The organism is Paenibacillus piri, assembly GCF_004354045.1.
GTDB classification, from domain to species: domain Bacteria; phylum Bacillota; class Bacilli; order Paenibacillales; family NBRC-103111; genus Paenibacillus_S; species Paenibacillus_S piri.
Map to the genome: position 1 here is coordinate 106,597 of NZ_SMRT01000016.1, position 13,972 is coordinate 120,568.

Annotated in this window: 8 protein-coding genes; all 8 read right to left on the reverse strand. The window is 46.1% G+C overall.

Annotation, left to right across the window (positions count from 1 at the left end; all coding sequences use genetic code 11):
- Nucleotides 1-97: 97 nt before the first annotated feature.
- Nucleotides 98-2,725 (reverse strand): stalk domain-containing protein, encoded by a 2,628-nt coding sequence (locus E1757_RS26660; protein ID WP_246079544.1) that lies wholly within the window; start codon nt 2,723-2,725, stop codon nt 98-100.
- A gap of 313 nt (nt 2,726-3,038) precedes the next feature.
- Nucleotides 3,039-4,244, reverse strand: a complete 1,206-nt coding sequence (gene metK / locus E1757_RS26665) for a methionine adenosyltransferase (RefSeq protein WP_133233949.1) — start codon at nt 4,242-4,244, stop codon at nt 3,039-3,041.
- Nucleotides 4,245-4,509: 265 nt separating this feature from the next.
- Nucleotides 4,510-4,779 carry an alpha/beta-type small acid-soluble spore protein gene (locus E1757_RS26670; RefSeq protein WP_133233951.1) on the reverse strand — a complete coding sequence of 90 codons (270 nt, stop codon included), beginning with the start codon at nt 4,777-4,779 and terminating at the stop codon, nt 4,510-4,512.
- An 87-nt stretch (nt 4,780-4,866) separates the two neighbouring features.
- On the reverse strand, nt 4,867-5,463 hold the full coding sequence (locus tag E1757_RS26675) for a hypothetical protein (RefSeq protein ID WP_133233953.1): 597 nt from the start codon (nt 5,461-5,463) through the stop codon (nt 4,867-4,869).
- A 118-nt stretch (nt 5,464-5,581) separates the two neighbouring features.
- Nucleotides 5,582-8,974, reverse strand: coding sequence for an S-layer homology domain-containing protein (locus E1757_RS26680; protein ID WP_133233955.1), 3,393 nt, complete (start codon nt 8,972-8,974; stop codon nt 5,582-5,584).
- A 524-nt stretch (nt 8,975-9,498) separates the two neighbouring features.
- A complete protein-coding gene (locus tag E1757_RS26685) occupies nt 9,499-10,608 on the reverse strand; it encodes an MraY family glycosyltransferase (RefSeq protein ID WP_133233957.1) in 1,110 nt (369 codons plus the stop codon).
- A gap of 195 nt (nt 10,609-10,803) precedes the next feature.
- Complete coding sequence (csaB, locus tag E1757_RS26690; protein WP_133233959.1) at nt 10,804-11,925, reverse strand: polysaccharide pyruvyl transferase CsaB; 1,122 nt, start codon at nt 11,923-11,925, stop codon at nt 10,804-10,806.
- On the reverse strand, nt 11,895-13,955 hold the full coding sequence (locus E1757_RS26695; protein ID WP_133233961.1) for a DUF5693 family protein: 2,061 nt from the start codon (nt 13,953-13,955) through the stop codon (nt 11,895-11,897). The genes csaB and E1757_RS26695 overlap by 31 nt, the downstream gene beginning before the upstream one ends.
- Between the last annotated feature and the right edge of the window lie 17 nt (nt 13,956-13,972).

Consider the following 13,972-nt stretch of genomic DNA (forward strand, 5'->3'; position numbering starts at 1 on the left):
CAACTGGAGCCTATTCGGTCTTTATTCCTACGCGAATAGGCTCTTATGCAATATAGTAACATATTTCAACACGATTGTAAGAGGATAATAGGACTAATTATTGCAAGGTAATTTGCTTCGTTTTCTCATCCCACGTTACTTTCCAGCCCAAGTTCTCCGATAGGATGCGCAGCGGAACGACTGTCAAATTGTTCATAATTTTAGGCGCCACCTCTGCCGTAATACGCTGGCCGTTCACAATAAGATCCAAATTGTCGACCCACAAATCGACCATTTTATCGCCGCGGATGACAGTGACCTTCCGTTCTTTATCGTCCCAACGCACCGTGCCTCCGAGCGCGTCGGTTACGAATCGAATCGGAATCAACGTGTTCCCTTTTTCGATAATCGGCGCCTGTTCGAGCGTCATGCCTTTGCCGTTGACAGATACCGCTGTCTTGTTGATCGTCAAATTGACCGAATTTTTCGAAGGAACGTTAACCTGCCCTTTGTACGAAAAAGTAACATCGTCGATTCCTACTTTGCCTTTCGCCGCGCGCTCATCCTGCCCGATTTCTTCATTGACCACATATATATTTCGTACCGTAATCGGGTATTTAAGGTTATACTCGGACAAATCGGCCGAAACTAATTTCCAGCCCTTCCAATTCAGGCTCGGCACAACTTCAACATAGTATACCTTGCCACTGTTATCTTTAATCTCGGTTTTCAGCGCATTCAAGCTTTCGTCGCCATTAACTTTCATCTTGATCAGCTGCGGCTCGCCCTCAATTTGAATGCCCTGATCCAAGTCGGCGTAGGCCCATTTCGTTCCCTTGCCTTGGGTAAAATCATAGTTCAATTCCAAATATTTGTTTTTCGCTTCATTTTCTTTAATATAGACCGACGCTGTAACTTCTTGAGGGAGTGCTCTCGACATTGTCATTACAGCATAATTATCGACGTCATACCACACCTTGTCTTTCCCGACGGCAATGGTCAGCATCGTACTGTAACCGTCATAACGCGCAATCAGCTGCGCCTGGGTCGTCCCCTGCAGGCTGTTCACTTTAAGCAGGCCGTCCTTGACTTCGGCTTTCATTCCGATAATTTCCCATTCGATCAAACCAGGAGGTACTTCTCTTGTTTTACCCGACTTCGTTGTTGCGATAACAGGAAGTTTGTAAGTCTCACCTTCCGTTAGAGCAATATTCGCCGCGTTTATTTTCAAGTTGGCGATTTGATCCCGGCCCGCTACCTCAATCTCTGCCGATTGACTGCCTTTTCCGGATACAGCCGTCACTTTGGCCGTTCCCGGTTTGCTCGGCGTAAATATATTGTCTTTAAACGAGCCCGATTGGGCTTCCGCCGTCCATGTAGCCGGTATTGCTACCTTGTCCGTTGCGATCGGGTTGTAGTATTCGTCATAGGCTTTAAAATTCAACGGCGCCTGCTCGTTCACGAACAGTACATTGGGTGCTTGAATAAATAGGCCCTTTACCTCTCCTTGCGGAGCTGTCGAGTATACTCCTACGCCATTGACAACTTTGCGCTCGATACCCGTTTCGGTCTTGTTGATCAGCACCGGATTGAACTCACCCAATGGACGGGCCACCATCTGTGTCGAGCCGCCGCCATCCAGGTTCAAACCTTTCCAAACGCCGACCTTAATCATAAATTGCTGCAGTTCAGTCATGCTCAAGCCTTTGCTGTCGCCGCTGTTATCCACGGTAATAATGTAGGCTGTTTTTTGGTCCTTGGAGTAGCCAAGCGCCGTTCTCGAACGGTTGCAGCACAAACTGGCCACTTCACGGGAAAATTCCGTAGGCTTGCCTTCATCGACCATGATCGTATGGCCGCCTATCATCATCTTAAAGTTTTTCGCATCATACGTTTTATTCGGGTCCTGCGGCAAAATTTGATAATCGGCTGTCAACGGATCCCCGACTTTCATATGCTGCTTCACGAATTCGGCCGCTTTGCCGGAAGTACGCAAAATATAACCATCCTTAGGAGCGATCATATCGATAACTGTATTTTCATTAATTTTCGTAATGATGTTGTTTTGAACCAGTACTTCGGTCGGCACCGTAACGCCGTCATTCGAACGATCCGCCTGTCCCCAAGCGTTTGTATACATAAACATCGCATCGACCATACTATGCTCGCCGCCCGGCTCAAACCAATAATAAGTCTTATTGATGCCTCCCAGCGGGAATTTAGCTCCGTCTCTGGCTGTTACCGATCCTGCGAAAGTAAACAAATCGACTATCGGCACATTATCTTTCGATAAGGCAAACGAATAGAAGCCCGGCAAATACGGCGGAGTCGCCATCAGCTGCCCATTTGAAATTTCCGGTCCCATCGGCACGCCTTCGGCTTGCGTATTGTAAAAATCACCGTTAACGCCCGCTACGGCCTTCGTTTCTTTGGCCATCGCCAATACGCTCTGCTTTTTCGTAAATTGGTTGTTCGTGCCTGTCATTACATCCAATTTTACATTCGGATTGGTTAAATCGACTTCTACTACATTACCGTTTGTTGTAATTTCTTTCGAGTTTCGTGTCGATTTCCAAACATATTTTTTTAAAGTGGCGCCTGACGTTAATATTTCCTGGCTTACCATCGTAACGGTTGGCTCTGCCGCCTCCGCCTGGGCTGTAGCCGTCGACAAAATAGGCGAAATCCCAATCATAGCCGACAACACAAAAGAAGTTACCGATACCCATACTTTGTGTGTACTCACGTAGTTTCTCCCTCCTGATCTCACTCTCCTTTATTATAGACTCTATTACTATTAAAAAAGTTACGAATTATTGGCGAAAAATCAAAGAGTTGCTAATTCAGCAAAATCAAACCGCATTCTGCTAATGGATTTTTCCCGGATCCGGGTTGTAGAATAAGAAAACCTATACCGAGGCTTTTCAAGGATGAGCGACCGCGATTTAAATGTAGGTTTTCTTGAAATATCAGAATTGTTCAGCTCCGCTGAAAACATATAAATTCTGACATTATAAAAATAACCCCGGCTCCGAAGAACCGGGGTTTTGCTCCATAAATTACGCTAAAGCATCGCGTTTCAGCAATTCCGCTTTATCCGTACGCTCCCACGGGAGGTCCACATCGTTACGGCCAAAATGTCCGTAAGCGGCGGTTTGCTTGTAAATCGGTCTGCGAAGCTCCAGCTGCTTAATAATGCCCGCAGGACGCAAGTCAAAATGTTTGCGAACCACTTCAACCAGCTTCTCTTCGCTGACTTTACCAGTGCCGAACGTGTCGACCGCTACCGAAACCGGCTGTGCTACACCGATCGCATATGCAAGCTGCACTTCGCATTTATCGGCCAATCCGGCTGCGACAATGTTTTTAGCTACATATCTTGCTGCATAGGCACCGGATCTGTCAACTTTCGTCGGATCTTTTCCGGAGAACGCACCGCCGCCATGACGAGCATAGCCGCCATACGTATCGACAATAATTTTACGTCCCGTCAAGCCTGCATCCCCTTGAGGACCACCGATAACAAAACGACCTGTAGGGTTGATGAAATATTTCGTATCGCTGCTCAAAAATTTCTCAGGCACGATCGGCTTGATAACATGTTCTTTAATATCTGCTTGGATTTGTTCTAAAGTAATATCTTCGCTGTGCTGAGTGGATACTACAATCGTGTCGACACGTACCGGAGTATCGCCCTCATATTCAACCGTTACTTGCGTTTTACCATCCGGACGCAAATACGGCAGAGTACCGTTCTTACGCACTTCCGTCAAACGACGGGAGAGCTGGTGGGCAATAGAAATTGGAAGCGGCATTAATTCAGGCGTTTCATTCACGGCAAAACCGAACATCATGCCTTGGTCGCCCGCACCGATCGCTTCGATCTGCTCGTCCGTCATAAGACCTTCGCGTGCTTCCAACGCCTTATTGACACCTTGAGCGATGTCGGGCGATTGTTCGTTTAGCGATACAAGAACTGCACAAGTTTGCGAATCGAAGCCAAATTTTGCACGGGTGTATCCAATTTCTTTAATAGTTTGACGGGCAATGGACTGTATGTCGACATATTCCGATTGACTCGAAATTTCTCCAATTACAAGTACCAAGCCTGTTGCTACCGAAACTTCGCATGCTACGCGAGCATTAGGATCGTTTGCAAGGAATGCATCCAAAACCGCATCGGAGATTTGGTCGCAAATTTTATCCGGATGCCCTTCCGTTACGGATTCAGAAGTGAATAAGCGTCGACCGCGTGGAATTGTCATATTATCGACCTCCCAATAATAGTTATTAATTAAAAGAAACGCTTCTAATCGAAGCTCTTCAACAAAGACGCCTTCGTGTCAGAGGAAGCCTTTCTTGAACCTTTAAAGCTGCTAGCTTTATGGCAATCTAAACAATTGCATCATACAAAAAATCAAACCTTTTCCGTCAGGAAAAGGTTTTACATGACCTTCTTAAGCTATGTTACTGGATTTGAGTAGGACTGTCAATAATATTGCATACGTTCTGAAAAAATTAACAAAGTAATTATAAGTTCAACATCATTTCTTCAGCCTTGCGAATCAGACGGCTCGTAATGGCTCCGCCAACAGCCCCTGTATCACGAGACGCGATATGTCCCCAGTAATCTTCTCTAACCGAATGAGCCGGTATCGAGCCTAACTCTGTTGCAAATTCAACATTAGCATCTGCAGCAACTGATTTCCCAACCGGAAGTCCCAACTCGGCAGCAATTTCATACTTTAGAGCATCCAATGCTTGATGACTTTCCGGCACAACCTTTTTTCCTTTTGCCATGAAATCCACCTCCATAAGTGATGTACTCATAGTATGTCCGTGCTATCTCGGTTGAATCGTATAAACAGTTGTCATCTGGGGTAAAATTTATGGTGTTACCTTGGAACCATCCGCATTAAGCTGCAAATAGGTGCCTCTTACCATCACATAAATATCCTGCTTTAGCTTTGCATCGGATTTGATTCCACGACCTTCGCGAGGGACTATGAGCATATGGTTCAGCTCCACTGTTGAACCAGCAGCGATATCTTTACCTGACGTAATATCGGGTAATCCGTTTTCATCCGAGCTTACAACCGTTACTTTACCGGTTCGAACTATAATTTCAGTTCCAGCTCCTCCGTACAAGGTTTGTCCCGGTTCTAGCTTTAGTACTGTTAAATCATTGCTGACCACGCCTGACACCGTTGGCGGCTTTGTATCAGTCGGCGTGGTCGGGGAGGATTTTCCGTTTCCTAATTCGGATGCGATCAACTGTTTAACTTTTTCTTCGGTAATGCTTTGCTTATTTAGCTCTTCCGCAACCTTCAATTGAATGTTTTGATCAAAGTAGCTCTTTGTAATTACAGGATCATCAACCGTACCCGCCTGCGTATTGTTGGTTGCACCGTCAGCATCCACAATGATGATAGTCGATGACCAAATAAGGCAAGCACTTACTACAACTTTGGCAAGATTACGCATCTTTCACCTCTCAGTTACGTGCATCGCACTTTTTTATGTAACATGCATACAGCTATTATAGCATAGCTGTAGATGACAAATAAAAAAGGACCCCGAAGGGTCCTTTTTTCTAGATAGATTACTTAATTGTTACTGTGAAGGAAGCTGCTTTACCGCTTGGTGCCAGCACGTTAACCGTGAAGCTGGATCCAGATGGCAATGTGCTTCCGGATTTGAATTTAATTTGACCATTATTCAGAGCAGCTGTATCAAAGAGAGACGAATCTGCATCAGTGATATAGAGACTCAAGCCAAGAAGTGCATTACCGTTTTGGCTCTTAGCATCGGAAGCTGCTTTGAACAAGAACTGATCAGCATGGCCGTTCTCTTCGTTGTTTGCACCTGGTGCATACTCAGACACGAACTCGTCACCGTATTGATCTTTTACAGTAATTTTCTCAGCAAGCTTGTTATCCCACAGGTACAATCCTGTAGCAAGTTCGCCAGCGTCAACCGATTTATAAGTTCTTTTCAGTGCAATGCTGGATACTTGCGGTCCAACATTTTTCGTAGTCAGACTGATTGTGTTCGATTGTTGCTCTTTCTTAGCATCTTGGAATACAACGCTCAGAGTAGCAGTACCTTCGTTCAAACCAGCTACAAAGTTAGTTTTACCTGGATCACCAGTTGCATAAGCTACGCTAGGATCGCTGGAAGTTGCGCTGACAATAACAGATGGAACTGCAACTTCTTCGCCGCCTGGTCTTTTTGCTCTAACTTTAATTTCTTTTGTTGCCTTCTTGAAGTTGTTATACACATACGTTGCACCTGTTACACCTGTACCAGCACCATCAGCCAGGTAATCGTCAGTAGCAAGAATTGTGTTGTTGTTCACACCTTTGTCAAGGTATGCTTCATAAGTCAACTTGTGCTCTGCTTGAGTAGATGGATTGATAAGATCCATTGTAGTTGTTACAGAGCTAACTTCAACCGGATTGTTCTTGCCGTTTCTTTCATTTTTGTACAATGTTGCTTTCAAAGTATAAGTTCCTACCAATGCATCCTTAGTTCCAAGTGTAGTATCGTTTTTAGTCGAGTAGAACTTGAAGGACTTGTCGTAGATGTTTTGGTAAGAGAACTCAGGCGCATCTGTAAGCACTGGGAAGTCTACCGAATATGTTCCACCAGTAACTGTGGAAAGAACATATTTTCTGTTGCCTTGAAGCGGGTTATTAGTTCCTGCCACTTCTTTGGATCCTACATAAACTTCTTGACCTTTAGTTGCATCTTTGTTACCGCCGCTGTAAGACAAGCGAACAAAGTAACCATCTGCATCTGGGTCTGTACTATACTTGATTTCAGATCCGTTTTGATCGTAGAATTTAAGTTTAAATTCGCTGTCAGTACCTGCAACCATATATTTCTTAGGTTGAGTCGAGAATTTAATTTGTTCAATTGTGCGAGGCTCGCCGATCGAAATGTTGAGTTGTGCACTTACAGTCGGCTTATCTTCCAGGCTAACACGGATGTAGCTGGATCCTTTTCTACCTACGCCAGTAATTTTGATTTGACCTTTGTGAGCACCCGAAGTTTCGATTTCAGCATTTCTAGTCAAATCAAGTCCGCTGCCGGAGTCGATTCTGAATTTGCTCTTGCCTCTCAGACCGGATCCTTGGAATGCATTGACAATATCAGTTGCATCCAATTGTTGACCTTTGGAGTCTTTTACAATCAGAGGTACATAGAATTTTTGGTCCATATCTTCGTCGCCAGTTGGCTTGTCGCCTTCTGCCAATGTGTAGTTGTATGCACCGAACTCTACGGAAGCAGGAATTTTTTGTGCAAGAACTTTAACTGTTTTCGTTACAGCCTGACCGCCACGAGCAAAGACGGAAACTACGATGTCTTTCTCTTCGTTGTTAACGGATTGAAGTTTCAGATCAGCTGCATCATCGCCGATAACGTTATCCACGAATGCGTTTCTGTCATCTTCGCCGACTTTAAGATCTCTATCGGAAGGATTTACAGTTACGTCCTTGTTCAAGATATCTTTGTCTTGGATACGGAAGCCATATTGGTCGAATGCTTTGATATCCAGGTAAGCAACGCCTTGTGCTTCGATGCTGTCAATTTTAGTACCGGCAGAGTTCAACAAGTCGCCAACTTCTACTTTGGAAACCATGGACTCATCGCCAACTGCAAAGATTTTGTTAGCTTGAGTTCCGCTGTCTTGGTGCAAGATGCTTACGGAAATTCTGTCGTTTCTTTGTGTGCCAGCTTCTTCCGTAATTTCAATTGCTTGTTCACCAGCAATTGTAGTGAAAGTGTTGCCGCCGCTTACGCGAATGTCAAAGTTGCTAGCGTTCAATTTGGATTTTGCACCATATTGGTTAGTCGCTTTGAAATCAACGCGTACTTTTTGAAGCAGCTTGTCGTTTTTGTCTCTTGCCAAAGGAATTGTATCGGAAGCAGTCAAGAAGTCAATTTTCGTGATTTTCTCAACAGTTGTTGTTACGGAAGCAGTTTTTGCAGTCTCGTTAATGTTGGACAAACCGCTGATTGTAACATCATATTTGCTGTCTTGGAATTTGGAATCGAAAGTCAGAGTAGCTACAGTCTTCTTGTCATCCCACTTCGTAGTGTAACCGGATGTCATTACGGAACCGTCTCTTTTAACTTCGATTTTCAGGTTCTTAGCAGCATCTTCAGTCAAAGCGCCGTTCAGTGTCAAAGTCAACACGTTAGCATCGGTTGCTTTCAAAGAAGAAATTGCGTATTTACCGTCAAACGCCGGTCCTTTGTATTGAGCTTTACCTTCGTATGCGCCCAGTACCAAAAGATCGCGAGTTGCTGCAGCAGTACCGCCGAATTTACCGTCAGCGCCGTTCGAGAGCAGCTTCAAGTTAAGAGCCAATGCTACATAACCTTTAGCCCAGTCGGAAACAGTTGCATCGTTTACGCCTGGAGTCGATTTAGCTTCGGAATCTTTGTTGATACCGCGAATCAAGAAAGCAGCCAGTTGTTCTTTAGTTACTTCGCCAGCTGGGTTATATACGCCAGGGCCGTAACCGTCAGTGATGCCGGCAGCTTTAACTGCTTCGATGTAAGGAAGAGCGTATCCGTTAGCCGGATCGTCAGCTTTAACATCAGTGAAGCTGGATGTTTTCAAGGAAGTGTCAACTTTCAAGTTGAAGATCAAAGCTGCTACTTTAGCGAATTGAGCGCGGTTCATTTTGTCTTTAAGACCAAATACGCCGTCGCCTACGCCGTCAAATACACCAGCCGAGATCAAAGAATCAAATTTCGCTTTTGTTGCTGCATCAAGATCTTTCAGGTCTTTGAAGTCAGCGGATGTTTTTGCTGCGTCTGCTTCAGCGTCAGCAGCCATTGCTACGGAAGAAAACATGGAGAAAGCCATAGCAAGGGATAAGATCGTAGATAAACTTTTTTTCATAACCTTTTTTTCTCCTCCTCGAATATCTTTCGGTTGTTGAGAGTTTTGTTTAGATAAATTATAGCTCGATTCCCTCATTAGCCGATTCACCCCCTTCCCAGAGTTTGAGCGAAATGATTAATTATTTAAGGTCTGCAATGTATAAGATTGCAGAAACTAGTAAACAATAAGAATGATAGCTTAGGCACTGGCGCGCCCTCATACATTATACACTGCAAAACTAGTAAGGTAAAGAGGTTATTTTGTGAAAATTATCCAAGAATAACGAGCTCTTTCGCCTCTTTGTTGTGTTTCAATGTATTAAACGCAGTGCCATTTAAAAAGTTGCGCTCTTTGAAAAAACTTTTTATGATTTCTGCAATCCATTTTTTGCAAGCGGAGTATGCTGCTTTGTCTATCACTTTTTGCTTGTTCTCGCTTACGAAATTTAGTATACACCGGATATATCAATTTCGTCATCACTCACTATTTTCCATCGCGAATAATTATCGAAACCCGCGCTGCGCAAGGATTTGGCGCCTTTTCGGACGATGAAAACAACGCTCCGATTTTCATTCGAAAATAAACAAAAACCCGAACCGGCTGGCTCGGGTTTGTTTATTTTATTTTGTCATTCGGGAGCGCGCCCCCATCAGCACGCGAATTTTTTGCAAAAACCGCAGCACCGGCTTTTTGGTCTGGCTTATAATGCCGATCGCCTCGGCGCCAAGAACTAATATGGCTAACAGGATAATGATCAGAAGCACGACGCCCCAAATCGTTTGCTGCTCGGACATATAAGATAGAAGAACCGCCGAGATACCGAACACGGATGCAATTCCGTAAATCATCAGCACCGTCAGTCTATGGCTGAAGCCCAGCTGAAGCAAGCAGTGATGCAAATGGCTCTTATCAGGCTTGGAGATCGGCAAATTGTTGACCCATCGACGAAGAATAGCAAAGAACGTATCCGATAAAGGCACGCCCAAAATCATAATCGGAACCAACAAGGACAGTACGGTCGCTTGCTTAAATCCGAGAATCGATAAAGTAGCCAAGCTGAACCCGAGAAAGAGCGATCCGGAATCACCCATAAAAATTTTCGCCGGGTGGAAATTATAGAAAAGGAATCCGACAATACTGCCCAATAAAATGACGCTTAACAGCACAACCGTCACATTGCCCATCATTAAGGCCAATATTAAGATGGTCGTTGTCGCTATACCGGAGACGCCTGCCGATAAGCCGTCCAAGCCGTCAATAAGATTAATCGCATTCGTTACCCCGACAATCCAGAAAATAGTTAGCGGCACGGCCAACCAGGTCAAGGAAATGGTCGAGTCGCCAAACGGGACGTTAACCAAATCAATCACAACGCCCGAATACACGACTACGCAGGCGGCAATGATTTGCCCGAGCAGCTTTACTTTGGGAGACAAGTCAAAGCGGTCGTCCAAAGCACCGAGAATGACAATAATGGTCCCGCCGATCAGCAAGCCGAGCGCAACATCCGTATTCACCGATTCGAAAGCGGGCGAAATGACAAAATACGCTCCTACAAAGGCCATGAAAATCGCGAGTCCGCCCAGCCTGGGCATAATCCGGCTATGTACCTTTCGTTGGTTGGGCGCATCGACTGCGCCTACCCAAAACGCGAATCGTTTCACCAACGGCGTCAACAGCAGGGCAATCAAACATGCGGCAATAAAGCCGATTCCATACAAAACATTCATCTTAATCCACACAGCCCCTTTTTTCTATAAAAGCCCCAAACATCTCAAATTATACTCGGTTTGAGCAAGTAATACCACCATCATTTTTGAGGAATATGAAGGGGTTTCGGGTGCTTTCATAGTTATTTTCAAGGATTCTGTCCATATTTGTTTCCACCGTCTATAGGATGCCGGATCAGGGGTCGAATTATTCGGCTAGGACCGAATATAATAGAGGGCGATATGCTCCGCAGGCAGCTGAGCCTCGTTCTTTAAACGCTCGATGATCGGCTGCTTTTGCTGACGCCAGGCTTCCCGGTCTTTTAATAAACGTAAAGCTTCGTTTGCAACGACCTCGGCCTGTATGGATTTGGTGTCAGCGGCGGCCGACATTTGAAGCCGGTTGAGAAACTGGTCAATTTTCGGATCGTAGGAAATGCCGATCATCGGCACCTGCTGGGAAGCAGCATATATTAACGAATGCAATCGCATCCCGATGAGCAGCCGGCAGCGGCTGACCTCGGCAAGCATGTGCTGTGGATGTGTCACATGGGCAGCGATCGAAATCCGCTCACGATATGTATTACCCAATAGATCGATCACATACTCTGAAGCGGCCGCATCCGAAGGCAGATGAAACGGAAGAAAACGGATATGAGCGTCGCTTTTCTCTAAAATAAGCTTTAATGCATCCGATACGGCTTGTAATTCCGAACGGTCCTGATTCCAAAACCGCAGCGATACCCCTATAATAGAAGCTTTGGAATCAAGCTGCAGCTCCTCCGCTCTATATGCGCCGTCCGCAAGCGGCATCCCCATGACCGGGTCGGGCACGACAACAATATCATGGGAAACATTCATTCTCTGCAGCAGCTGTTTTGACTCCAAATCACGAACCGATACGAAATCGCTGCGGTTAAACGACGCGCGAATCCATCCGAAGAACAGCCCCCGATGGACGGGACCGATTCCTTGCGAATATATAAAGGTCGGCTTGCCTAGCCATTGCGCGATTTTGATCACGGCCAAATAATAAGGAATCGTTTTGACCCCGGTCGCATCCTGCAGCAGGCTGCCTCCTCCGCTAATCAAGCCGTCCGCGCCGCGAATCGCACGAATCAGCTCCCCCAGCTTCATTCTATGCACCGCCTCGACGCCATAGGTCATATGCGTTTTGGCTGGATTGATCGATAGCACGACGGGGACAAATCGGATCCCCTGTGCCTTGCCCTGTTCCTCCAAAGCAAGCAGGATCGATTGCAAAACGGCTTCATCGCCGCTGTTATCAAAGCCGTAATAGCCGGATACTACGATCCTTTTAGTAACAACGGTGTCCACCTACGCCAACTCCTCGCAACAATTTCCCAGACGATAATATACCCGATGCCGATCAAGATTCCGAAGGATAAGCCGTACACGATCCGAATGAATGAAATATGCAGTGGCGTGTGCAAATGTGCGAATGTATCTACGATAGAAGCTTGGCCGATCACGCCGATTAGGATAAGCAGAACCGCATTTCTGTATTTCACACACAAATAGGCGCCAAGTAAAAATAGCGGGTGAGCGATTAAAAACTCTTTCGTTCTTGGACGTACGCCCAGTGTATTTTCCAAAAACGACCGGAACAGCCGTTCGAAAGCGGAAGCCTGGCCTTCGTTCCCGGTTCTCGACAAATAGTAATATCCAGCCGCGCCCACGACGATCGCACCTAGTACCCATAGTACACTTATATAGGAAGAAAGCAGTTTTTTCGCTCTTTCCCGCTTCTCTTTATAGGATGAATCCTCACTGAACAGCAGCCAATAAAGAACGACCAAAACGATCGGAACCAAATGCAGTGCGCTGACGCCTCTGAACTGCTCGATGACGAGCATATAAGTGATCGTATTGAGAAATCCTACAATAAAGCATATGCCCATTGCGGAGATAAGTGCGGTTCGCAGCAGCAGCAGCACGGCGAAAAGCAGGCTGGAGCCGGTCTTGGTACGATGCCTTTGCCGCGCGCTTCGGATTGCCAGCATCGTAGCCAGCGTCGGCGCGCACGTACCGGCACCAAGCGCGAGCCCTTGCGCGAACAAAGCCGGCGAGTACACATACAATGCTGCGGAGCCCAGCATTCCCAATATAAACAGGAGCAGCGTAATTTCCGGAACAAAATACGATATCGTTAAAGCGATCAGCGCAACGGCGCCAAGCCAGACAAACCCTTTGGCCACTTTGTGCCAGCCCGGATACATTGGCTGAAACTTTTCGGCAATCCCGGTCGTATAGCCTGCATCCAGAATGCGCGGGATTGCGCCATCCGGACCTTTCAAGCTTTCGGCTATTGCCGCCAGCGGATGCAATATTTTTCCCTTATCGACGTTTTTTACGGCCCTCGCATTTAAAAATACGATCCGGATGTTGCGGTCTTTTACGGCCAGAACAAACCGGTCTGCCACCTCTTGGACCCGGGTCCGCAATTCTTCTTCCGTCAAATTCTCGGTCAGCTTCTCGCCGTCTTTTTCGGTGAAGGAATGAAGCCGGACCACGTTGTAGCCTAACATTTTGGACAGGCGATTGAAGCCTTTTTGCTGCGCTTTTTGCAGTTCGATGTTAGCCAGCCCCATGTTATGCTTTTTCATGAGCTCGGCCATGGTGTCGATGTTGTCCCAATCTTTGTCGTTCACATAGCCGGGGACAGTCTCCCCATCGATAATGAACCTTTTGATGCCGTACTGCTGAAATTGGGCCAGCAGCGCATCAATGCGCACGGCATCGAACGGTCTGCGGTTCGACAAGCGGACAACGATCTGAAAACCTTCGCTTTTCAGCATATCAAGCGTAATCGGATCAGGATCCATCGTGCGCAGCATCGCTTCCTCCTGCCCCATCTCGATGATCATGCCCGCCTGATTTTTAAAGCTCCAGGGACGCGTTTTGACATTGACACTGGTGAAGGTCGCAGCGATCAAAGGCTGCAGCCGTTCCTGAGCTTCTTTTCCGGCAAACAGTATGTAGGTGAAATTTTCATTCGGCGATATGGGACTTTGCGTTAACGCCATCGCTTCATGCGACGTAAACACCTCGATACGCCGGGATAACTTCAGTTCCGAAAGCGTCGCTTCATATACTGACATCGAATGGACGCCTGATTTTTTCAACAGCTTTATTTGATCGTTAACAAATGCTCTTGGATCGGACTGAAAATCGGAAATTTCCAGCAAATCGCGATAATCGAACACAAACTCTACTTTGCGCGCGGTGTGATCCTCCGTATTGAATCTTTCGTAAGCGATCGGCAAAGAAGCCAAAACGCCTAAGACCACAAGCAGCCATAACCATCTCATACTTTTTTGGTTCCATTGCAAGTAACGCCCGTTCAACGCGTTCACTCCTAATT

Excerpts from the sequence above, each read along its gene's own strand:
- E1757_RS26675 (WP_133233953.1), bottom strand. The coding sequence starts at position 5,463 with ATGCGTAATCTTGCCAAAGTTGTAGTAAGTGCTTGCCTTATTTGGTCA.
- E1757_RS26670 (WP_133233951.1), bottom strand. The coding sequence starts at position 4,779 with ATGGCAAAAGGAAAAAAGGTTGTGCCGGAAAGTCATCAAGCATTGGAT.
- metK (WP_133233949.1), bottom strand. The coding sequence starts at position 4,244 with ATGACAATTCCACGCGGTCGACGCTTATTCACTTCTGAATCCGTAACG.
- E1757_RS26685 (WP_133233957.1), bottom strand. The coding sequence starts at position 10,608 with ATGAATGTTTTGTATGGAATCGGCTTTATTGCCGCATGTTTGATTGCC.
- E1757_RS26680 (WP_133233955.1), bottom strand. The coding sequence starts at position 8,974 with ATGAGGGAATCGAGCTATAATTTATCTAAACAAAACTCTCAACAACCG.